This window comes from Kocuria sp. HSID17590 (genome assembly GCF_003989485.1).
Classification (GTDB): domain Bacteria; phylum Actinomycetota; class Actinomycetes; order Actinomycetales; family Micrococcaceae; genus Kocuria; species Kocuria salsicia.
Genome location: NZ_RBMB01000022.1, coordinates 13865 through 36168 on the forward strand (window position 1 = coordinate 13865; position 22304 = coordinate 36168).

Here is a 22304-nt window from a genome sequence, read left to right on the forward strand (position 1 = left end):
CCATTCCACCGGCGGGGCCACAAGGGCCCGCCGACCCGCTCCCGAGACCGAATAAGTGAGTTATGGCGACATTCCTGTACAGAATCGGCGGCTTCGCCGCCCGTAGGGCCTGGGTGGTCATCACCGCCTGGCTCGTCATCCTGCTAGCCCTGGGGGGCGCTTTCTTCGCGTTCAAGGGCGAGCTGAGCAACAGCATCACGATCCCCGGGACCAAGGCTGCCCAGGTCCAGGACGACCTCGCCGGCGCGTTCGACGTCAACGCGGACGCCGGGGTGGGTCAGGCCATCGTCTCCACCACGGACGGCAGCAAGATTACCGAGCAGCAGCAGAAGGCGGTGGCCGCCGCGCTGAAGAAGGTGGACGGCATCGACGGGGTGGACTCCACCACGGACCCGTTCTCGCAGCAGAAGCAGGTGGACGACGCCCGAAAACAGCTCGAGGACGGCCGCTCCCGGCTCGAGCAGGGCGAGAAGCAGCTGGCGGGCGCACAGCAGCAGATCGACGCCGCCCGCTCCAAGATCCCGGCCAACGCCCCGGCCTCGGCCACGCAGCAGATCGACCAGCAGCAGGCGCAGCTGGACGAGCAGAAGAAGAAGATCGACGAGCAGAAGCCGGAGCTCGAGCGCAACGAGAAGAAGCTCGATCTCACGAGCGAGTACGGCTCGATCTCCGAGGACGGCACCACCGCGCTGACGGGTGTCACGTTCGAGCACGAGATCAACGAGGTCTCCTCGGACACCCTCGCGGAAGTCCGCTCCGCGTTCGAGGACACGGACCTGCACGGACTGGACGTGCAGTTCGACCAGAACCTCGAGGGCATGACCGAGATGGGCGTGACCTCCGAGATCATCGGCATGGTGATCGCCCTGATCATCCTGCTCATCATGCTCGGCACGTTCGTGGCGGCCGGACTTCCCGTGCTCATGGCGCTCGTGGGCGTGGGCGCGGCCTACCTGGGGGCGTTCGCGCTCTCGGACGTGGTGGACATGAACTCCACCACCCCCGCACTGGGCTCCATGCTGGGCCTCGCGGTGGGCATCGACTACTCCCTGTTCATCCTCAACCGCCACCGCAACAACCTGCGCCGCGGCATGGGCATGCACGAGTCCATCGCGCTGGCCACGGGCACCAGCGGCAACGCCGTGCTCTTCGCCGGCACCACCGTGGTGATCGCGCTGCTGGCCCTGAACGTGGTGGGCATCCCGTTCCTGTCCGTGATGGGCAACGTGGCCGCGTTCGCCGTGGTCATGGCCGTGGCGGTCGCGGTGACGCTGACCCCGGCCATGCTGTCCCTGATCGGGCGCCGGGTCATGCCGCGACGCCGCTGGGACGCCATCCAGCGCCGCGCGCAGCTGCGCCGTGACGCCGCCGAGATCGTGGGTGAGGACGAGCAGCACACCGCGGACCGCGCCCACGCCCTGACCGCCGAGCGGGACACCACCCCGCGCGGTTGGCTCAAGGTGGTGCTCGCCAAACCGGCGCTGACCATCCTGGCCACCGTGGCCGTGCTCGGGATCATCGCCATCCCCATGACCCAGCTGCGGCTGGGCCTGCCGGACGGCAGCAGCCAGAGCGCGGACTCCGGCGCGTACAAGACGTACAAGATCGTGGAGGACAAGTTCGGTGCGGGCCGCAACGGCACCGTCGTCGCCGCCGCCTACCTCCCGGACGGCACCACCGAGGAGCAGGCCGAGGACCTGCAGGTGGACCTGGGCGAGCAGCTGCGCGAGCAGGACCACGTCTCCGCCGTGGTGCCCGCGGCGATCAGCAAGGACCACTCCATGCTGCTGTACCAGATCATCCCGGACGAGGGGCCCAGCGCCGAGTCCACCACGGACCTGGTCAACAGCCTGCGGGACCTGCACCTGGACACCCCCGAGGGGGAGGCGAGCTTCGGCGTCACGGGTCAGACGGCCATGAACATCGACATCTCAGAGAACCTCTTCAAGGTGCTGCCGGTGTACCTGGCGATCGTGGTGGGGCTGTCCCTGATCGTGCTGATCCTGGTCTTCCGCTCCATCTGGGTGCCCCTGTCGGCCACCATCGGCTTCCTGTTCTCCCTGCTCGCGGCCTTCGGCGCCACCGTGGCCGTGTTCCAGTGGGGCTGGCTGGGTGATCTGTTCAACATCACGGAGCCCGGGCCCATCCTGAGCTTCCTGCCCATCCTGGCGGTCGGGATCCTCTTCGGGCTGGCCATGGACTACCAGATGTTCCTGGTCTCGGCCATGCGCGAGGCGTACAGCCACGGCCGGGACGGGAAGACCGCGGTGGTCGTGGGCTTCAACCACAGCGCCCGGGTGGTCGTGGCCGCCGCGCTCATCATGACCGGTGTGTTCATGGGATTCGTGTTCAGCGGGGACCCGATGATCGCCTCGATCGGCTTCGTGCTTTCCGCGGGCGTGCTCTTCGACGCCTTCGTGGTGCGCATGACGCTCATCCCGGCGCTGATGCACCTCATGGGCGCGAAGGCCTGGTGGTTCCCGAAGTGGGCGGAGCGGATCGTCCCGGACGTGGACGTGGAGGGTGCCTCCCTGGAGCGCCCTGCGCAGCCCTCCTACCCTGCGCAGCCCACCCAGTGAGTTCGGCGCCTCGCGAACCGGCCGTCGCCCCGCTCAGCGGGGCGGCGGCCGGTTCGCGTCAGGCCGCGGTGCCCGGCTCCGGCTTGCTGGTGGCGTCCCGGACCTCGCCCACGAGCTCCTCGAGGACGTCCTCGAGGGCCACGATGAACACCGACTCGTCGGAAGTGCGGGAGTCCCGTGCCACTTCACCCAGCAGCGCGAAGTGCGCGCCCTTGGCCTGCATGGTGCGGGTGACCTTGCGCAGCTTGTCCTCGGGGGCCACGCGGGCGAAGCGCCTCACGATGGCCGGGGGGATCGACTGCTCGCGCGCCGTCTCCGGCAGGCCCAGCACGTCCTTGGTGTGGATGTAGCCCATGAGCCGCTCGTCCGCGTCCCGCACGGGGAAGCGCGAGTAGCCCGTCTCCGCGCACAGCTCCTCGACACCCGCCACGGTGATGTCGAACGGTACGGTACGCATGCCGGTCAGGGGCAGGGCCACGTCCGCCGCCGTCTTGTTCTCGAAGTTCAGGGCGCCGGTGAGCAGCCGGATCTCGTCGTTGTCCAGCAGCCCCTCGCGCCCGGACTCCGCCACGAACCCGCGCACGTCGTCGGAGGTGAACGCGGAGGCCACCTCGTCCTTGGGCTCCACCTTGAACAGCCAGCGCACCAGGTGGTTGGCCGTCTCGTTCATGACCCAGATGGTGGGGCGGAAGACCACCACGAAGCCGTGCAGCACGGGGCCGAGCACCTGTGCCACGCGGCTGGGGACCGCGATGGCGATGTTCTTGGGCACCATCTCGCCCAGGATCATGTGCAGGAAGGTCACGATCAGCAGCGCGATGACCAGGGCGATCGGGTGCAGCAGCGCCTCGGGGACGCCCACCGCCTCCATGGGGACCTCGATCAGGTGAGCGATCGCGGGCTCGCCCACGGCGCCGATCAGCAGCGAGCACGCGGTGATGCCGAGCTGGGTGGCGGCCAGGGACGTGGAGACGTTCTCAATGCCCTTCAGGGCATACTTCGCGGAGCTGGAGCCCCGCGCAGCCAGCGGTTCCAGCTGGTCGCGGCGGGCCGAGACCACGGCGAACTCGCTCGCCACGAAGAACGCGTTCCCCGCGAGCAGCAGGATCAGGATGATGATGGCTGTGCTGGTGGTCATCGTTGCTCCTCCCCGGGATCCACGTCCGACACGTCCTCGTCACGGTGGAAGCCGGGGGCTCCCCTGTTCTCACCCTGCGAGAGGCGGAACTCCTCCGCCGTCTCGGGCTCCCGGTTGTCCCCGCCCAGCGGGTCCGGCCTGCCGGGCGGCTGCCACGCCGTCGACGTCGTGGAGCCGCCGCGCTCGTCCGGATTCCCGCCCACGCGGTGCACCAGGATGCGGTCCACGCGGTGCTGGTCCATGCGCATGACGTCCATACGTATCTCGGCCTCGGTGGGGAGGTCGTCGTCGTCGCGGTGGAAGTGGTCCACGGCCTCCACGGTGAGGGTGTCTCCCACCCGGGGCAGCCGGTCCAGCTCCTCAGCCATGAGACCGCCCAGCGTGTCCGACTCCTCGCCCTCGGGCATGTCGACGCGCAGCACGTCGCCCAGCTCGTCCGGGCGCAGAAGCCCGGAGACCACCAGGCCGCCGTCGCGCGTGCGGCGGAAGCGCTGCACGCGGGTGTCCTGCTCGTCGTCGATCTCGCCCACGATCTCCTCGATGAGGTCCTCCAGTGTGACGATCCCGGCGGTGCCGCCGTACTCGTCCACCACCACGGCCATCTGCAGGCCCTTCACGCGCAGCTGGCGCATCAGCGGGTCAAGGGTCATGGACTCGGAGACCACGTCCGCGGGGACGCACACATCCGCGACCCGCACGACCCCCCGCTCGTCGAACGGCACCGCGAGCGCGTGGGTGTAGTGCACCACGCCCACGATGTCGTCCACGGTCTCGCCCGTGACCGGGAAGCGGGAGTGCCCGGTCTCCGATGCCGTGAGCAGCATGTGCTTCACAGTGTCCTCGGCGTTCAGGAAGGTGACGCGGGGACGGGGCCGCATGACGTCCGCCGCGGTGCGCTCGCCGAACTCGATGGAGCGGGCCACGAGCTCGGCGGTGCCGGCGTCCAGGGTACCCTCGCGCCCGGAACGGCTCACCACGGAGGCAAGCTCCTCCGCCGTGCGGGCGTTGGCCACCTCCTCGGTGGGGGTGAAGCCCAGCGCCTTGAGCACCAAGTTCGCGGAGCTGTTGAGCATGGATACGAGCCAGCCGAAGACCGTCATGAAGAACTTCTGCGGGAGCACCACGGCGTGGGTCACGCGCATGGGGTCCGCGATGGCCCAGTTCTTGGGAACGAGCTCGCCGAACACCATCTGGCTGAAGGTGGCCACGATGAACGCGGCGACCGTGGCAACTCCTACCGCCACGGCGTCGGGAACGCCCGCCCAGCCGAGGCCCTCGGCGAAGAGGGTTCCCAGGCTCGGCCCGGTGATGTAACCCGACATGAGGCTCGTGACCGTGATGCCCAGCTGGGCGCCCGAGAGGTTGGTGGAGGTCTTCTTGAGGCTCTCCTCGATCACGACGGCGCGCTTGTCACCGGCCTGCTCCGCCCGCTGGACGGCTTGGCGATCCACGGTGAGGAAGGCGAACTCGACGGCCACGAAGAGGCCGTTGGCGAGGACCAGGAGGATGAAGACGAGCAGCAGGAGCCAGGCGCTCAGCACTGGCCCACCCCGCTCAGGGGCCTGCTCAGCAGGAGGGAGGACGAGGGGTCTGTGGGGAGGGGATCAGGGGAGCAGCGGCGCTGCCCGGGACTGTCCGACTCCTTGTCGTCGGCCGAGGCGAGCGCACCGAGGTACGCCGCGGGCCGGTTGTGGTGAGATGTCACGAGAACAGGATACCGAATCCAGCCCCGCCCCTCGCAGGCCGCCCCGGGTTCAACCGGTGCGGCCCAGCAGGTGCCCAGCGCAGCTGCGCAGATCCTCGTGGCGGAAGCGGTAGCCGGTTCCCAGCAGCTTGGAGACGTCCACCCGGTGGCTGGCCGCCACTAGCTCCTCGGTGGCCTGCGCCCCGAGGAGCGCCTTCGGCCCGGCCAGCGGGGTGGGGACCACGGCGGGCCGGTGCAGCACTCCCGCCACGGTCTTGGCGAAGTCCTTCTGCCGCTGCGGGTTCGGTGCGGCCACGTTGAACGGCCCCTCCGCGTCCTCGGTGAGAGCGAGGTGGGCGATGGCGCCGGCCATGTCGTCCAGCCCGATCCAGCTCTGCCACTGCCTCCCACCGCCCAGCGGTCCGGACAGGCCCGCCTCCATGAGTGGCAACTGGGCCCGGAGCAGACCGCCCGATGGCGAGAGCACCAGCCCCGTGCGCACGTTGACCACCCGCACGCCGTGGGCCGCCGCACCGTGGGCGGCACTCTCCCACTCGCGGCAGACCTCCGCGAGGAAGCCCTCGCCGGAACTCGAGTCCTCAGTGAGCACCTCGTCTCCGCGGCCCGTTCCGTAGTAACCCACGGCGGAGGAGACCACGAACGCGCGCGGCCGCTTCTCCGCGGGGAGCTGGCCCATCGCTCGCACGATCAGTGCGGTGCTGTCCACGCGCGAGTCGAGGATCTCGCGCTTCTTCTGCTCGGTGAAGCGCGAGACGATGCTCTGCCCGCCCAGGTGGATCACGACGTCGACCCCCTCCAGGTCCCGGGGGTTCAGCAAGCCCCGGGCCGGGTCCCAGCCGATCACGCCCTCACCGGTGGTGGCCCCGCGCTTCATGCGCAGCACGGTGTGCCCACCGGTCTCGAGCAGCGCACAGACCTGGGTTCCCACCAGCCCGGAGGAGCCGGCCACCGCGATCGTCAGGCGGGGGCCGTCGTGCTGGTCGTGGAACGCGAGGTCCTCGCGCAGCTGCCGGTCCCGGTACGCGAAGATCCGCTCCAGCTGCGGGGTCATGGCGCGCTCGCCGAGATCGTTGAGCTTTCCCGCCCACTGCGGCAGGGGGCGCACGGTCACCTCGTCCCGCACGACCGTGCCTCCCCGCGGCGACTCCTCGAAGACGTGCCGGTGCTCCCACTCCCCCAGTGGTCCGTTGACCATGCGGTCGGTGAAGAAGTGGGGCGGCTCCCACTCGCCGTGCTCGGCGGTCCACGGCAGGTGCACCGTGCCGAACGTCCCCGGCACGGAGACACCCAGCCTCGCCTCCGAGCCGGGCTTGATCCCGTCCGAGGGCGCCTGGCGCACCTGGTCGGGGCCTCCACCGAACGGCGGGGTAAGGCGGGTCAGCGCACCGGGGCGCTCGTGCCACGCGAAGACCTTCTCACGGGGCTGGGGAACGCGGGTTTCGTGGGTGAAGCGATGGGTCACGGTCGTACCGTCCGTTCATCGAAGGAGCCAAGGAGGAGTTGTCCGGGTGCGCGCAGCGGCGGGAGGCTCAGCCGTTCTGCGGAATCTGGTCCACGAGCTCGTCGTCCCCGGGCTCGTCCGCCGGGGAGACCCTGCGAACCTGCTCGGAGGTGACAACGCGCTCACGCCGACGTGGCTCCAGTGTGACCGGGGCGCCCGTCTCGAGGGACTTCAGGACGGCCGCGTTGACGCGCACGTCCAGCAGGCCCTCCTCGCCGTCGGCCTCTGGAGAGACGCCGCTGCGGACGCAGTCCACGAAGTACTGGGCCTGGCCACCGAACTGCTCCACGGGGTCGTGGGCGAAGGACTCGGAGGAGCCGTCCTTGGTGAGCGTGTACTGGATGCCGGTGTCCGGACCGAATCCGAAGCACGGCTGCGCGGTGATCTCGCCCTCAGTGCCCGCCACGGTGAACTGCTCCGCGGACTCGGAGGCGTAGGAGATGGTGAACTGCGCGAGCCGGTCGCCCGGGAAGGTGAGGGTCACGGCCACGGTGTCGTCAAAGTTGAACTCACGACCCGGGGTGCGTACGCCCTTGGCGTAGACCTCCACGGGCTCGTCGTGGAACAGGTTGCGGACCATGTTCTGCGGGTAGGTGCCCATGTCCGGGATGGGCCCGCCCCAGAAGCCGGAGTGCCCTCGGTGGTTCTCCACGGTGATGTCCTGCGAGAACACGGAGGAGAAGTAGCGGGGATCACCGATGACCTTCTGGTCCCGGACCTTCTCGATCATCTCCACGGTCCCGGGCTCCTGGTGCAGGCGGTAGGCCACCATGAAGGTCGCCCCGCTCTCCTGCGCGGCGTCGATCATTGCCTGGCAGTCCTCCTCGGAGGTCTCAAGGGGCTTCTCGACGAGTGCGTGAATTCCCTTGCGCAACGCCGGTTCCGCGAACTCGCGGTGCCGGAAGACGGGGGTGGACACGTAGACGGCATCGATGTCGCCGGAATCCAGCAGCGCCGGGTAGTCGTCGTAGGAGTAGGCGGCCACGCCGTACTCCTTTCCCAGTTCCTCGGCCTTCTCGGCGCTCGAGGTCACGAGAGCGGCCAGCTCGGCGTCGTCAATCCGGGACAGGCCCGGGATGAACGCCTGCTGGGAGATCTGTCCCACGCCCACGACGGCGAAACGGACGGGACGGTCGTTCGGGACGGTGGCAACCATGGTTATGACCTCCGAGGGCTTCTGACGTGTTCGTCTTTCACTCTAGGACCGGCTCCCGGGGCTTGTCAGGGCGCGTTCACCCACCGCGCAGAGGCCAGCGACCGCCAGGAGAACCACGATCACGACGGCTGATGCCGCCCGCACGAGAATCGACACTGCAGTCGCTGTCCGCACACCCCGTTCGTCGACGGCCGGCACCGGCCACCACATCGACCCGCCGACCGCCCGTGCGCCCACCTGGCCCGTGCCGAGTTGACTGATCTTAGGCACGCATGGGGTGGTGTGCCTGCAGCTGGGCTGCCGGCACTGGAGCGAGGATCCTGCTCCTCACAGCTCCTGCGCGTTCTTCAGCACCGGGATGGACTTGCGGGTGCGCTCCACGAGGTCCAGGTCCAGGTCCACCACCGTGTAGTCCGGTGCCTCCCCGAGGGACGCCACCACGGTGCCGTCAGGGGCCGCCACCAGGCTGTGCCCAACGCCGCGCGGCGCGTTCTCGGGGTTCTCTTCCCCCACTGCGAGCGGGTTCGCCTGGCCCACGGCCACCACGTACGACGTCGTGTCGAGGGCTCGGGCGCGCGCCAGCAGCTCCCACTGCTCGGCCTTGCCCGGGCCGTCGCCCCAGGACGCGCCGACCACGGTGACCAGGGCGCCGTCGTGCGCCAGACGGGTGAAGAGGCGCGGGAAGCGGATGTCGTAGCAGGTGGCCACGCCCACGGTGGTTCCGTCCACGGTGAAGGTGACCGGGTCCTCGCCGGGCTCCACGGTGTCCGACTCGAGGAAGCCGAACGCGTCGAAGAGGTGGATCTTGGAGTAGCTGCGCACCGCGCCGTCCGGGAGGGCGATCACGGTGGTGTTGCGGACGCGGCCGTCACCGCCGTCGCCGTCGTCACCCGGGGTGAACATGCCCGCGACGATCGCCACGCCGTGCTCGCGCGCGAGGTCCGCCACGGCGGTGCCCCAGGGGCCGTCGAGGGGTTCGGCCACGTCCTTGAGACTGCGACCGAACGCGAACATCGTGGCCTCGGGCAGCACCAGCAGGTCCGCGCCGTCCTCCCCCGCGCGCCGGGCGAGGTCCGCGACGCGTTCCAGGTTCTGCTGCGGGTCGTACGTGCTGAGGAGCTGTCCGAGAGCGATGCGCATGGTTGTCACCCTAGTTGCACGAGGCTTGCCCCTCGATGGTGGACGTCAGTTGAACAACCCGCCGAGGCCGCCCTGCGCGTTGGACGACGGCATGAGCTTTGCCGCCCAGTCGGCGAAGGACTGCGGGTTGCGCGACTGGAGGTACACCCGGCCGGGTCCGGTGAACTCGAACACGAGGCCCTCACCCGACTTCATCGACTGGAACGAGCGACCCGACACAGCACGGCGCGTGGTGAACTGCATCGCGAGGTCGTAGGCCACCACGTGGCCGGTGTCGATGACGACGCGCTCTCCGGGCTGCAGGTCAATGGTGTCGATGGCTCCGTAGACGCTGAGCACCACGAGACCCTGTCCGCTGGCCTGGAGACCGAAGCCGCCTTCGCCGCCAAAGAGGTTTTTCATGCCGCCGAACTTGGAGGTGACCTCCGTGCCCTCGGAGTTTGCCATCCAGTTGCCGCGGGCCACGAAGTACGGGCGCTCGGGCTCAATTTCTATCGCGGTCATGTCACCGGGCAGCACGCCGGCGATGTCGACCCATCCCCCGCCGGCCGGAGCGGTGAACGTGGTCGAGAAGAACGACTCGCCCGACAGGACGGAGCGCTTGAGACCCTTCATGATGCCGCCACCAGCAGCCTTGCTGGAGATCTGAATGCCGTCCGAGTGCGCCATCATGGCGCCATTTTCGACCTGGACGGTCTCTTCCGGTGCGAGGACCAGACGGGAGACGGTGAATGACGGGGCATGGCGGCGTTCGATCTGCATGCCCCGCATTATGCCTTCTCTTCCGGAGGGGAGACGGCGCCGTTCGCACACCACCGGCAGCTACCATCGGCCCCACGTGTCGGGCACCCGGCGCCGTCGTCACCGGAACGAGGACCGCATGACCAACAACAGGACCGCGCTCTACGCCGTCTCGGCATCGTGGCTCGCAGTGCTGCTCGTGGTGGTGCTCAGCCTCGTGCTGGGTGAGGTCCAGGTGCCCCTGGCCGTGTTCGTGGGGATCGTCGCCCTGAGCGTGACCTGCTTCTGGGCGGTCCGCGCGAACCGATCTCGCAGGTAGGCCCAGGCGCCGCGTCTCAGGCGTTGCGGGCGATCTTCACCGCGCTGACGATCATGGGGATCTGCAGCGGCAGCCGCCCCAGCGAGATCGCCTGCTTGGAGGCGGGTTCGTGGCGCCAGTCCCACGCCATCTTGATGTTGCCGGGCCACACGCCCACGAACAGGGCCGCGGCCGCCGCGCCACCGATCCGCCGCGTGGCGGGGATAAGCAGCAGCGCACCGGTGGCGAGCTCCGCGCAGCCCGACCCGAGGGTCCACTGCCGCGGGGTGCCGGGCAGCTGCTCCGGGATCAACGCGTCGAAGCCCTCGGGCCGGACGAAGTGCAGCACGCCCATCCCGGTGAGGGCCAGGCCGGAGAACACGGCGGAGCGGTGGGCCTTGCGGCGGGCGGTCATCAGTTTCTTTCCCATGCCCTCACCGTACCCACCGCCCCGGACGCCGCCCTACGCTGGGAGGTGAGGAACGACGTCGTCGAACGAGGAGACGCTCATGGACCCCTTTGTCACCCCCGAGTGGCTGGCCGAGCACCGTGACGAGGTGGTGCTCGCGGACGCGCGCATGTACCTGGACGGGCGCAGCGCGGAGGCCGAGTACCTGCAGTGGCACCTGCCGGGCGCGGTGTTCGTGGACGTGGGCGCGGACCTCGCCGCGCCGGCCTCGCCGGAGGGCGGGCGGCACCCGCTGCCCTCGCCGGAGGACTTCGCGGCGGCCATGTCCCGCGCGGGCATCGGGGACGACGCCGTGGTAGTGGCGTACGACGACGCCGGCGGCGTGATGGCCGCGCGTCTCGTGTGGCTGCTGCGCACCACCGGTCACCGCGCCGCGCTGCTGGACGGCGGCCTGGACGCCGCCGTCGAGCTCGAGAAGCAGCGGACCGTGCTGCCCGCCGCGGACTTCACCCCGGTGCCGTGGCCGCCCGAGGCGCTGGCGAGCATCGACGAGGCCGCCCACGGCACCGCTGTGGTGGACGCCCGGGACGCCACCCGGTACGCGGGCAACGCGCCGGACCCCGTGGACCCCCGCTCGGGTCACACCCCGGGTGCGGTCAACGTCCCGTGCCGCAGCCACCTGAGCGAGGACAGGACGCTGCGCCCCACCGCCGAGCTGCGCGAGGCCTTCGAGCGGGCGGGCGTGACGGACGCGGACCAGATGATCTCCTACTGCGGCTCCGGCGTGACGGCGTGCCACAACCTGCTGGTCGCCGAGCACGCAGGCCTCGGGGTGGGCCGGCTCTTCCCCGGCAGCTGGTCCCAGTACTCGCACACGGACCGCCCGGTGGAGACCTCCCCGGAGCCCGACCCGACGGCCTGACACCCCCGGACGGGTACTTACGGTTTCCCGTGCGCAGTGCCAAGATGAAACTCCGACAGCCACGATGCAGACGCAGGAGGCACGATCATGACCCAGCAGCCCGAGACCCCGGACCCCATCCAGTCCGCCGGCCAGATCGACGACCCGGACCAGCCCACCACGGTGGCCGGCCAGGACGACTCCCGTGCCGGGCGGGACACCCAGCCTGACGACGCGGCGGACGGGGACCCCGAACAACCCCGCTCCACCCCGGCGCGCGGAGACACGGCCGCCCGTGACCCACGCCCCGCGGGCCGCACGCACTCCGCCTCGGCAGCGGGCGACGCCGACGGCGCCACCGCCGCCTCAGCGACGACCGGCACCGGGCGCTCCACTGACACCACCCGCGAGGACCGCACGACCGACGGCAAGCCGCCCAAGGCCGTGCAGGAGACGGGCGTCCCCGTGGTGCCCGAGGGAGCCGTGGACGCCCAGGGCGCCCGCGAGGTCGATTCCGAGGCGCTCGCGGAGACCCGCAAGTTCCAGCCGCCAGCAGGCGCGGACAACCCCAACGTGTCGGCCAACCCGGCGGACCGCGAGGACTTCAGCCCGGCCGCCACGAAGGACGATGCCGCGGGCTACGAGCGCGCCGAGGACATGCCCGAGGTGGAGCCCGTGCGCCACTCTGTCCCGGTCGAGGAGCGCGTGGAGGAGCAGGAGCGCGACTACGACCTGCACACCACCGAGGACGGCGAGCGCTACCTGACGCCCACGGACGAGAACCCCGCCGGCTGAACGCCCGCGTGGTCTCTGACGCCCGGTCCGGCACCCGCCGGACCGGGCGTTTCCACACCCCGGGGCGTTCCCGTGCGGCCCGGGAGCACCCCACCTCGACCGGGCGTGCGCGGCGGGGTGGGGCGGAGGGTCCGGTGCGTAACAATCGCTCCACAACCCCCGTTTGTGGACCGTTCGGAGCCTCCTGTCCCCAGAAGAGGCAAAACCGTCCCGCGCGAACGTTTCCGCACGTCACCACGGTTTTGACCTGCGTCGAGACCGGGCTGCATGCAGACGCAAAATCACGAGACGGTTACATCGCCGTTTGTGCGTTGCCTCGCCCGGGTCTTCTTGTCACCCTGTTTGCTATGGCGAACAGGACTTCAGTGAAGACGTGGGTGGCCGGGTGTGCCCTGATCGGGGCCTTCGCGGTGACCGGCTGCGGTGGTGCAGCACCCTCGGCCGGGGACCCCCCCAGTGTCTCCGGGGACGCGCAGGGAGCAAGCCCGAGCGGCTCCGGCGGGGACGCCGCGGCGTCGTCGAACCCGTCCGGCGCGGCCTCGTCCGAGGCGACCTCGACCGAAGCAGCCCAGCCCGGGGCGACGCGGACGGGCACCACCGCGAGCCCGGACAGCAGTGAAGCCACCTACGAGCTCACCAAGACCTACACGGACCCGGACGGCCTGTTCACGGTCAAGTACCCCGAGAGCTGGAAGGCTCAGGAGAACCGCGGCTATCTGGAGCTGAGCAACCCAGACGGCAGGGTCAAGGGCAACGTGGCCTCCACCGCCACGCGCGCGCCGCGCGGCGAGTGGTTCACCAGGCCCATCCATCCCTTGATCGGTGACGAGACGGAGCTGTCCAAGCAGCTGCGCGAGAAGGTGTCCACGTACTCCACCTACGTGCCCGCACCGCCGCGCAGCGACAAGGCCGACTCCGTGCTGTGGGGCCTCACGGAGGGGGACAAACGGGGCATCGTCTCGATCCCCGGGGGCGGCAAGCGCAACGAGCTGTGGGCGGAGTTCTACTACTCCCCCGTGAACGAGGGCCACAGGCCCCTGCCCCAGCGTGAAGGGGTGGAGCTGGTCAACCAGATCAACCAGACGGAGGACGCGGGCACCGTGGACGCCATCCTCAAGTCCATCCGGGTGGGCGGCTGACGCCCCCACCACGGCTGCAGACGGGGCTGCACACGCGGGGAGAGGGAGCCGGCGCGGTCATCCTGGCAGGACACCCATGACGAGGTTCACGGTGGCCGCCAGGATGACCGTGCTGAAGATGTAGGACAGCAGGCAGTGGCGCAGGATGATGGCGCGCAGACCCGTGGTCACCACGTTGTTGTCCGAGACCTGGAACGTCATGCCCAGGTTGAAGGAGAAGTACAGGAAGTCCACGTAACGCGGCGCGTCCTGGGTGTTGAAGTCGATTCCCCCGGCCGGGTCCTTGTAGTACTCGTGGGCGTAGCGGGCGCCGTACATCAGGTGCAGCACTGCCCACGTGAGGAAGATGGTCACGAGTCCCAGTGCCGCGGCCAGGGTGCGGGGCTGGTGGGAGCCCCCCACCAGCGCGCTGATGACGGTCACCAGGCTCACCACCGCGAGGGTCACCCCGATCAGCTCCTGGATCAACGGGTGGAAGTCCTCCCGGCCGGCGTTGTACCGGGTGCGGTCGGGGTCCATGGACCAGAGCACTCCCGCGGAGACCCCCACGTACAGCAGGGAGATGGTGCACATCCCCACGAGGAGGGAGAGGGACGTGCCCAGGAAGTTCACCGCCACCAGGAACGCGGCGGCTCCCGTGACGATGGAGCTCACCAGTCGGAACGAGGCCGAGGTCATCAGGTTGCGTCTGCTCAGTGGTGTGCTCATGACGTGCGCGTCCTTCCGGGAGGTGTCGGGCGGACGGACACTCCCTCGTGTGCGTGGGCGGAAGCCCGGAGGCGACGATGCCGCGGCGCTCCGATGCGGGACGTGCTGCGGTGACGGCGGGGACTCCATGCGCTTGGCCCTGTTCGTCTCGCGGGACACACTACGTGGCTCGTCACGCCGCCACGATTCTGGGACGCGGGCCCGGACCGCCGCTCAGCGCAGTTCCGCGGGAAGGCTCTCGAGCAGGCGGAGCCAGATCTCGGAGGCCGTGGGGTAGCTCGGGACCGCGTGGCGCAGCATGCTCACCGGCACCCGGCCCACGACCGCGATCGTGGCCCCGTGGACGAGCTCCGCGGCGTCGGGCCCCACGAACGTGGCGCCGAGCAGGTGCCCGGTACCCGCCTCGACCACGAGTTTCGCCCGTCCCGCGACGTCGTCACGCAGCAGCGCGGCGCCCGCTGCGCCGGTCATCGGGGACTCCGCCACGACGACGTCGTGGCCCGCTTCCCGCGCCGCCCGCTCGGTCATGCCCACCGAGCCGACCTCCGGGTCCGTGAACACGGCCTGCGGGACGGGGACGACGGTGGGTGCTGCGCTCTCCCTCGCGCCGGCCAGTCGGGAGCCGAGCACGCGGGCCTCGTACTTGCCCATGTGGGTCAGCAGGGCATCCCCCTTGGCGTCACCGATCACGTGGAGCCAGTCCGGCAGCGAGCCGGCGCGGACGTCCTGCGGGCTCACACCCACGGCGTCGAGGCCCACATCCGCGAGGCGCGGGGTGCGGCCGGTGGCGGCAAGCACCTCGTCCACCTGGAGCTCGCCCCCGGTGGCGCTCAGGTGCACAGGGCCGCCGTGGACACGGCCCAGGCCGGTTGCGCGGGCGTTGTCGCGGGACGCGGACTCCACGGACGTGCCGAAGCGGACCGCCACGCCCAGTTCTTCCAGGGCGCTCCTCACGAGGTCGCCCACGAAAGGCTCCTGCCCGCCCAGCAGCGAGTCTCCGCGGACCAGCAGGGTGACCTCTGAGCCGAGGGCGGCCATCCAGGTGGCGGCCTCCACCGCCACCACGCCGCCCCCCACGATCGCGAGACGCTCAGGGACCTCCACCACGCCGGTGGCGTCCCGCGAGCTCCAGGCGTGGATGCCCTGCAGCGCGGGCGGCACCACGGGGCTCGAACCCCGTGGCCACGACCACCGCGAGGCGGGCGGTCAGCGTGCGGGAACGACCGTTCTCGCCCACGAGCACCTCGCGGGGGCCGGTGATCTCGGCGTGGCCGTGGACCACGCGCAGACCGGCCTTCTCCGCCCAGCGCACCTGCCCGGCGTCGTCGTAGTGGGAGACCCAGGCATCACGGCGCGCGAGCAGACCGGCGCGGTCGACCTCCGGGGAGGTCACGCCGTGCAGGTGCTTCGCGGTGGCCGCCACCTCGAGCGGGCGCAGCAGGGCCTTGCTGGGCATGCAGGCGTAGTACGAGCAGTCCCCGCCCAGCAGCGATTCCTCCACGATCACGGCGGACAGCCCGCCCTCGTGGGCGTACTGCGCCACGTTCTCCCCAGCGGGCCCGCCGCCGATCACGACGACGTCCGCGACGTCCTCCGCGCTCGTGCCGGTTTCCGGGGTGCTCTGGTTCGCGGTGGTCATGAGGGCTCCGTTCGTCGTGGGTGTGGGGCGAGTCTAGATGGATGGTGCGCACCGCTGTTCCCGGTGCGGCCCCGGCGCTGGTTGCCCAGCCGCGTCCATGCGCGGGCGTGTGCGATGCTGACGAGATGACTCAGCTGACCCGCCAGGAAAATGTCTTCGTCCTCGACATCAGTGACTCGCCCGAGGGCGACCACCGCTTCACGTACGAGCGGATGCAGGCCATCGACGCCGCCCTCACGCAGGTGGAGTCCACGCCCGGGGACCTCGCGCTGGTGATCACGGCGCAGGGCAAGTTCTTCTCGAGCGGTCTCGTGCCGGATCTGTTCGTCGAGCCCGGATACGGCAAGGCGTTCCAGGGACTCCTCGCCCGTCTCCTGGTCCTGGAGGTCCCCACCGTCTGCGCGGCCAACGGCCACTGCTACGGCGGTGGGCTGCTGCTGGCCCTGGCGTGCGACGAGCGCTGCGCCCGGTCGGAGCGCGGGTTCCTGTGCCTCCCGGAGACCTCCATCGGGGTCCCGTTCACCTCCGGGCTAACCGCCCTGGTCTCCGCACGCCTCGCGCCGCGCGAGGTCCACCGTGCGATGATCCTGTCCCAGCGCTACGACGCCCCCGCGGCCGCCGCGGCAGGAATTGTCGACGACGCCGTTCCCGGCGCGGATCTGCTGGCCCACGCCGTGCGCCGGGCCGGTGAGCTGAGCCCGCTCCGCGGCTCCGTCCTGGCCACGAACAAGCGGCGGCGGTACGCGGACGTGGTGGACGCGCTGCACCGCCCAGAGCAGCTCACCGTGAAAACGGACGCCTGAGCCAACCTCTTGATGCTGTGCGTACGCGGCGCACCACCCGAGTCACACCGTCTTCGCGCCAGCATGTCGCGGGACGGGTGGGACTGGCGCGGTGGGCTCACGCCCGCCCGTGTTCCACGGCCGGTGACAACTGAAAGAAGCCGCAGCACCCAACGAACGCAAGAAGTCAGTGCGCGATAGGGACAGTGGCGTCCCACGACCACGCGTCTAACCGAGGGCATTCGCCCAGGGGTGCTCGACCGCAGCTGTAGAGAAGCACGGCAGTGGGATCACCGGTGGGTGAGTTGGGGAAGAGCCGATCCAGTAGTGGCGTGCACAAGGTCGCGGGTGGCTTCCATTCCAGACGCAGGCCACAGGCCATGTCATAGGTGTGGACAAGGACCTCGACGGCACCCATTGCAGCGAACCCGGAGCCGTCCGACACTCCATAGGGGTGCCAGCCCGTGGCCTCGGGCTGGGCGTTCTCGACGGCCAGCTCAAGCATTCGGCCGCACATAGCGATTGCGTCAAGAATCTGGCGGTTAGTTGCGTTCGGATCGATCACGGCGTCAATGGGCAGATAGTTGTCCTGGGGTTCGGCGATCATCTGGGACGCGTAGGAGAACAGATCGTCTGCCACGTGCGCCGCCGTGTCACGGCAGGACCACTCCACGTCGCCGGCGGGCACTACCCACGAGGTGTCCACGACTGCACTCAACAACGACCGCATCTGCATGACCGAATTGCCGAGCACTTTCGTCATCAAATCCATGCTTAGAGACTAGTGCCGCGGCTCCCCGCAGCACCCCGAGGTTTCTTTGCGTAGTTGGGTGTGAGGGGACGGAGACGCGCCGCCGCCCCCAGGGAGGTCGGGCTGGGGTCACCGTGATCAGCCGGTTGTCATATGGCGCGGGCTGATCTTCTCCCCGAGGTGCACCGTGGTCAAGGCCGAGGAGTCATGGCTGTCCTCCGGGACCAACCGCATCTCAAAGATGGGCCTGTCCGCTTCCGCAGGCCATTGCGAGACGAGGCGCCGCGAACCGGGCCCTCTCCTCGGAGAGTTCGGCAGCAAGTTGCGGGCCGAGGGCCTCATCCGGAAGAGGGTGAAACCCCAGCTTCCGGTAGTAGGGGGCATTCCACGGGACGTCGGCGAAGGTGGTCAGCGTCAGCCGTTCATCGCCGCGGTCGCGCACCCACGAGGCAACGGCATCGACCAGGTCTGCTCCGATGCGCTGCCCGGCATGATCTGGGTGGACGCTGACCTGCTCGAGGTGAGCGCTCCCGTCGCGCTCGACGGCTAGGGCGTAGGCCACGACCTGGTCGTCGACCGTGGCAACCCACAGCCGGCCGTCCGATGCATGCCCCGAGAGTTGCTGAACATTGGGCAAGGGGTCGTCGGCAATCTCCGGCATCCCAATCGAGCGGAAAGCCTCCCCCGCGGCGGCTTCAATGGTCGGCAGGCTGAGCACGTCTGCAGGGAATGCTAGACGAATCACGGGCATCTACTCAGAGACCTTGGGTGCTAAGACGGCAACGGGTGACGCCGTAGCGGATGAATAAGGACACAGCCGAGGCACGGGGAAAGCAGTCACTCGCGGTGGAATGCCTGCGCACGCTCTATAGCGTGGGCGATCTGCCGGGCTTGCGCGACCGAGTCCACAACAACCGCGTATCGATTTCCCGCACGGGTTGCGATGTCGACTCGGCCCTTCCCACCCGCGCTGAGTCGGACGCCACGGGGGGACTTTGCTCGACCTGTCACAACCCAATTCACAAAGCCGTGATTGAGACCGTCGTCCTCGTGAGTACAGACAGAGGCGATGTCGGGCAGCAGCAGGGAGCGGCGATAGAGGGGTGCCAGGAGTGTCACTGTCCCGGCTTCCGGATCAACCGACACACCCACTGACAGCCCTGCCGATGCCAGCCAATTACCGCGGGACGTGAAGTGCATGCGACCTGTGTCGCTCAAGCTTCACCACCCCGATCCTGTCTAGCGCATGTTTAATCTTCGCTCGGCGCACATACTAGTGACATCCACTACTGTCTGATACCTGGGGACTCGGACGAGATCACGATCATCCAGTCGTCCGCCCGCAACGGCTTACGCACGTCCTGAGCGGCATCCCCTGGCCGGTCCATCCGGATGAGCATATGGCAGGGTGTCGAAAGTGCGGTCGCTGAATCGTCTCTAGTGCAGGAGGGCGAACGGCGCTCTCCCTGAGTAGTCCAAGGAGAACTCCAACATGCGATACATACTTGCTTTCCATGCTGAGGAACCAGGCATCAGCACCGAGGAGCAGCCGTCGGCAGAGGAGATGGCCGAGATGCAGCAGCTGATGACCGACTTCGCCGACTCGCTCGAGGCTGCCGGGGTCATGGTGGCCGCCGAGATGCTCACCCCATCGCCGACTGCCTCGACGGTGACGCGACGCAATGGCAAGACGGTCATCGAGGATGGTCCCTTCGCGGCGACGAAAGAAGCACTGGCCGGTGTGTTCGTGATCGATGTTCCCGACCGCGAGGCGGCACTGGCGTGGGCAGAGCGGTTCCCGGGCGCGAGTTATGGAACAGTCGAGGTGCGTGCAGCGGGGGTTTCCTACGTCGATGGCAGTTGGCGCCAGTAGCCGCAGCAATGACGTCTCCTGAGGTGGAGCAGGCGGTGGTTCTGACCCACGATGACTGGGGCAGGATCATCGCCTTGCTTTCTGTACGAGACGGCGATATCGCCGGTGCAGAGGATGCAGTAGCCGGTGCGGTTGAGCGCGCCCTTCATACCTGGCCCAGCAAGGGCATCCCGCAGAATCCCTCCGGGTGGATCTACCGCACTGCGCTGAACCTTCGACGCGATGTCTGGAAGTCCGCCGCGCACCGAACCAGCGTCGAGCTGAACTCGGAAGTACACGAAGCGCTACAACCCAGCATCAACGCAGGGCTCGATGAGCTCCCCGACAGCCGCCTCCAACTTCTCGCAGCCTGCGCACACCCCGACATCGATCCCGCCACTCGCCCACTGCTCATGCTGTCTGCAGTCCTCGGGCTCCCTACCCGACGTATCGCGGAAGGAATGATCCTGCCCGCCGCGACAGTGGCAGCGCGGCTGACCCGAGCGAAGAAGAAGATCGCCACGAATGGCCTTCAGATGCACGTGCCCGACCGATCCGAACTGCATGCGTGCCTCTCGTCCATCCACGAAGCCATCTACGGGGTGTTCACCATCGAGTGGGCCAATGCGGCAACGGATCTGCGCGAAGACCTCGCTGGAGAAGCGGTCTACCTCTCTGAACTAGTTTCCGCCCTCTGCCCCGATGATGGAGAGTCTCACGGACTTGCCGCTCTCATCCACCTGTCAGTGGCACGGTTCAACGCACGACGGAGCCCCAGCGGCGCGCTGGTGCCTCTCGACGATCAAGACCCAACCATGTGGAACGCAAGCCATCTGGCGAAGGGTGAATGGCATCTTCGTGAAGTCCACCGATGCGGAGAAATCGGCCGCTACGCCATCGAAGCGAGCATCCAAGCCCTCCACATGCAAGGTGTGCGCACTGGAAAACCAAACTGGCATGCCCTATTACGGCAACACGACCACCTTCTACGGATCGCCCCCTCGTTAGGAGCACGAGTTTCCAGAGCCGCAACTCTTCAGCATGCGGAAGGAGGAGCCGCGGCCCTGGCCGCCCTCAGCAGCCTCCCAAAAGCAGCGGAGAGCTACCAACCCGCATGGGTCTTGCGAAGCCATCTCTACCGCGCCATGGGGAGAAACCAAGACGCCATCTCGACACTAGAGCGGGCCATGACTCTGACCACAATCACCAGTGAACACGAGCACTTAGCGAAACTACTCACTCGATGGAAACAACGCGCGTAGTGCGCAGCGTGCCGCACACAGCGTCTTGGCGTGCCTGTCATCTCACGACTCTCGTCGCCAGATAGAAAGCACACCCCTACGGGCAAGCCAGATCAGATGTCACCTATCCGTGCAGCAGTCCCGACGGATCGCAAGCGACACAGCGTGACTGACCAGTGATCCGGCGGCATCAGACCTGAACGGATCAAGGTCGGCAAATGACCCGATGGGGCGACGTACGTGCCGGTTCCACCCCACCCGCTCCAGCATTCGGGCCAGCGAACGCGGCCTGGCCCAGCGAATCATCGAGGACCGCAGAGCTGTTCGTCGCCACTGGGGGGCGAGTAACCGCTGGGTGGGATGCCCGTAGAACAGGCCCGCTCCAAAGGTCCCAGCCGTCACCAGCCCCACATACCCGCCGGGGGATCGCGGCACGACGACAACGAAGCCGCACGCCAGGACAAGTACGGTCACCAACGCGGCAAAAACACTGGAAATTGTCATCCCCAGCAATCCATTTGGCAATCTACGGTCTTCTCAGCGCAGGTCTCGATGCCTGCGCCCCGTGGACAATGCTCATCACCAGCCGCCGGTTGATTCGCCCGGAAACACGGCCATCCAATAGTCCGGAAGCACCTCACGCAATGCCTTCCACACCACCTGCGCAGGGTCCTCCGGCGCCGCGACACCCACCAGCACGTCTGGGCCGTACACCGCCAGCCGCTCCCGGCACACTCCGCACGGGCTGAGCACCAGAAATCGCCCGTGGTCATCACGGTGCAGGCACGCCGACGCGACGACGGCCTGGTTCAGACGGAACGCCCCCGCGTAGGGCTCGATCTCGTGGCAGACCTCCACCGCTGGATTCACGGCATCAGGTGCGGTTCCAGTGAGAATGGTCCCGTCTGCCAGCAGCATCGCGGCGGCACCGCGCTCCTCACAGTCCGGAAAACGGGTTTTGATCAGGTTCAGACACGCACTGACGGTCTCGTCCAGCTGGTCACCAGTCATGCCCGAATTCTAGGTCTGCCCCCGAGGCGTCCCCATGCCAGCGCCTTTCTGGACACCCCGGAAAACACGCGCGTATCGTGGCTGTTACGACGAACCGGTCACCGGGGCGTTGTCTGCCGGAGGTCCCCTGGGGACCTCCGCGCTCATTTGAGGCGCCCATTTGCGTGCTGAACCCAGCGGCCCAAGTCCTCGTATGTTCGTTCACCCTGCACGCTGCGCCCGCTCGAAAGTCGGTTTTCTCGACGCCACAGATCGTGCAGTTCACACGGCTGCTCTGGGCCAGGTGATGTCGGCCGCTCGCAGGCTTGCCCGCGGTCCGCGCCGAGCCTCCTTGGACGCTCGGCCTATGGCTGTCATGGTCACAACATCCCAGTGAAGCGGCACCTGAAGTAGATTGCACACGGCATCTTTGTCGAAGGCCCGGAACTGTCGGCAGGCGAGACCCATGGAGTGCGCTTGGATCGTCATGTGTGCGACCGCCTGGCCAAGGTCATAGATGGAGAACTCGCTGTACTCCCAGTCGGTGTCCTCGACATGAACATGGCTGAGGTTCACCACGAGAGCGCTGGCCTGCGAAGCCCACGCATTTGAACTGCCGGCGAGATGCTGCACCAACGAGCGCCACGCCTCAGTGTCCCGGAGCGTGACGTGAAACGCCCAGGGTTGGGAGTTGCCAGCCGAGGGCGCCCAGCGGGCAGCCTCCAGAAGAACGTCTACATCCTCACCACCGAGGGAGTGCACTGGGTCGAAAGCACGAGGGCTCCATCGTTCACGGCGAAAAGGGAGCAGTTCGGGAGCCATCTCTTCATACAACTACT

21 protein-coding genes and 1 pseudogene are annotated in these 22304 nt (G+C 68.4%); 8 read left to right on the forward strand and 14 right to left on the reverse strand.

All coding sequences use genetic code 11. The annotated features are described in order from the left end of the window. Nucleotides 1-62: 62 nt before the first annotated feature. Nucleotides 63-2579 (forward strand): MMPL family transporter, encoded by a 2517-nt coding sequence (locus tag D8M39_RS09000; protein WP_126874855.1) that lies wholly within the window; start codon nt 63-65, stop codon nt 2577-2579. A gap of 58 nt (nt 2580-2637) precedes the next feature. Here the strand turns inward: D8M39_RS09000 and D8M39_RS09005 are convergent, their stop codons facing one another. From D8M39_RS09005 to D8M39_RS09030, 7 genes are all read right to left on the reverse strand, one after another. Beyond that, on the reverse strand, nt 2638-3717 hold the full coding sequence (locus D8M39_RS09005) for a hemolysin family protein (protein ID WP_055085960.1): 1080 nt from the start codon (nt 3715-3717) through the stop codon (nt 2638-2640). Next, on the reverse strand, nt 3714-5258 hold the full coding sequence (locus D8M39_RS09010; RefSeq protein WP_055085958.1) for a hemolysin family protein: 1545 nt from the start codon (nt 5256-5258) through the stop codon (nt 3714-3716). The genes D8M39_RS09005 and D8M39_RS09010 overlap by 4 nt, the downstream gene beginning before the upstream one ends. Next, nucleotides 5252-5422 (reverse strand): hypothetical protein, encoded by a 171-nt coding sequence (locus tag D8M39_RS12575; RefSeq protein ID WP_153245896.1) that lies wholly within the window; start codon nt 5420-5422, stop codon nt 5252-5254. Before D8M39_RS12575 ends, D8M39_RS09010 begins: the two co-directional genes overlap by 7 nt. A gap of 49 nt (nt 5423-5471) precedes the next feature. Next, complete coding sequence (locus D8M39_RS09015) at nt 5472-6884, reverse strand: TIGR01777 family oxidoreductase (protein ID WP_055086517.1); 1413 nt, start codon at nt 6882-6884, stop codon at nt 5472-5474. 67 nt (nt 6885-6951) lie between these two features. Further along, complete coding sequence (locus tag D8M39_RS09020; RefSeq protein WP_094393340.1) at nt 6952-8079, reverse strand: Gfo/Idh/MocA family protein; 1128 nt, start codon at nt 8077-8079, stop codon at nt 6952-6954. Between the two features lie 327 nt (nt 8080-8406). Next, nucleotides 8407-9219, reverse strand: coding sequence for a carbon-nitrogen hydrolase family protein (locus D8M39_RS09025; RefSeq protein WP_126874856.1), 813 nt, complete (start codon nt 9217-9219; stop codon nt 8407-8409). A 45-nt stretch (nt 9220-9264) separates the two neighbouring features. Beyond that, nucleotides 9265-9981: a TIGR00266 family protein gene (locus D8M39_RS09030; RefSeq protein WP_055086521.1), complete on the reverse strand. Its 717-nt coding sequence runs from the start codon at nt 9979-9981 to the stop codon at nt 9265-9267. 118 nt (nt 9982-10099) lie between these two features. Between D8M39_RS09030 and D8M39_RS09035 the strand changes: the two genes are divergently transcribed. Further along, nucleotides 10100-10279, forward strand: coding sequence for a hypothetical protein (locus D8M39_RS09035; protein ID WP_055086511.1), 180 nt, complete (start codon nt 10100-10102; stop codon nt 10277-10279). 16 nt (nt 10280-10295) lie between these two features. Here the strand turns inward: D8M39_RS09035 and D8M39_RS09040 are convergent, their stop codons facing one another. After that, nucleotides 10296-10688 carry a hypothetical protein gene (locus tag D8M39_RS09040; RefSeq protein ID WP_055086509.1) on the reverse strand — a complete coding sequence of 131 codons (393 nt, stop codon included), beginning with the start codon at nt 10686-10688 and terminating at the stop codon, nt 10296-10298. Nucleotides 10689-10767: 79 nt separating this feature from the next. Between D8M39_RS09040 and D8M39_RS09045 the strand changes: the two genes are divergently transcribed. The 3 genes from D8M39_RS09045 to D8M39_RS09055 all read left to right on the forward strand — a co-directional run bounded on the left by D8M39_RS09045 (nt 10768) and on the right by D8M39_RS09055 (nt 13502). Further along, the gene (locus tag D8M39_RS09045; protein WP_126874857.1) at nt 10768-11589 is read left to right on the forward strand and encodes a sulfurtransferase; all 822 of its coding nucleotides are present in this window, start codon (nt 10768-10770) and stop codon (nt 11587-11589) included. 87 nt (nt 11590-11676) lie between these two features. Beyond that, nucleotides 11677-12363, forward strand: a complete 687-nt coding sequence (locus tag D8M39_RS09050; protein WP_126874858.1) for a hypothetical protein — start codon at nt 11677-11679, stop codon at nt 12361-12363. Nucleotides 12364-12710: 347 nt separating this feature from the next. Continuing rightward, on the forward strand, nt 12711-13502 hold the full coding sequence (locus D8M39_RS09055) for a hypothetical protein (RefSeq protein ID WP_179229830.1): 792 nt from the start codon (nt 12711-12713) through the stop codon (nt 13500-13502). Between the two features lie 57 nt (nt 13503-13559). Here D8M39_RS09055 and D8M39_RS09060 read toward each other — a convergent pair whose 3' ends face one another. Further along, complete coding sequence (locus D8M39_RS09060) at nt 13560-14210, reverse strand: DUF1345 domain-containing protein (protein ID WP_094393334.1); 651 nt, start codon at nt 14208-14210, stop codon at nt 13560-13562. Nucleotides 14211-14423: 213 nt separating this feature from the next. Then, a pseudogene (locus tag D8M39_RS09065) lies at nt 14424-15849 on the reverse strand (NAD(P)/FAD-dependent oxidoreductase). Between the two features lie 125 nt (nt 15850-15974). Here D8M39_RS09065 and D8M39_RS09070 point away from each other — a divergent pair. Then, the gene (locus D8M39_RS09070) at nt 15975-16652 is read left to right on the forward strand and encodes an enoyl-CoA hydratase/isomerase family protein (RefSeq protein ID WP_126874859.1); all 678 of its coding nucleotides are present in this window, start codon (nt 15975-15977) and stop codon (nt 16650-16652) included. A 166-nt stretch (nt 16653-16818) separates the two neighbouring features. Here the strand turns inward: D8M39_RS09070 and D8M39_RS09075 are convergent, their stop codons facing one another. Together D8M39_RS09075 and D8M39_RS09080 are read right to left on the reverse strand one after the other, a co-directional pair. Beyond that, nucleotides 16819-17403, reverse strand: a complete 585-nt coding sequence (locus tag D8M39_RS09075) for a maleylpyruvate isomerase N-terminal domain-containing protein (RefSeq protein WP_126874860.1) — start codon at nt 17401-17403, stop codon at nt 16819-16821. A 214-nt stretch (nt 17404-17617) separates the two neighbouring features. Further along, nucleotides 17618-18100: a GNAT family N-acetyltransferase gene (locus D8M39_RS09080; protein ID WP_238694031.1), complete on the reverse strand. Its 483-nt coding sequence runs from the start codon at nt 18098-18100 to the stop codon at nt 17618-17620. Nucleotides 18101-18874: 774 nt separating this feature from the next. Here D8M39_RS09080 and D8M39_RS09085 point away from each other — a divergent pair. Together D8M39_RS09085 and D8M39_RS09090 are read left to right on the forward strand one after the other, a co-directional pair. Further along, nucleotides 18875-19255 (forward strand): YciI family protein, encoded by a 381-nt coding sequence (locus tag D8M39_RS09085; RefSeq protein WP_174233404.1) that lies wholly within the window; start codon nt 18875-18877, stop codon nt 19253-19255. Between the two features lie 8 nt (nt 19256-19263). After that, on the forward strand, nt 19264-20496 hold the full coding sequence (locus D8M39_RS09090; protein ID WP_126874862.1) for an RNA polymerase sigma factor: 1233 nt from the start codon (nt 19264-19266) through the stop codon (nt 20494-20496). A 558-nt stretch (nt 20497-21054) separates the two neighbouring features. Here D8M39_RS09090 and D8M39_RS09095 read toward each other — a convergent pair. Both D8M39_RS09095 and D8M39_RS09100 read right to left on the reverse strand, forming a co-directional pair. Then, a complete protein-coding gene (locus D8M39_RS09095) occupies nt 21055-21486 on the reverse strand; it encodes a cytidine deaminase (protein WP_126874863.1) in 432 nt (143 codons plus the stop codon). Nucleotides 21487-21747: 261 nt separating this feature from the next. Beyond that, nucleotides 21748-22287 (reverse strand): nitroreductase family protein, encoded by a 540-nt coding sequence (locus D8M39_RS09100; protein ID WP_126874864.1) that lies wholly within the window; start codon nt 22285-22287, stop codon nt 21748-21750. Nucleotides 22288-22304 lie beyond the last annotated feature (17 nt).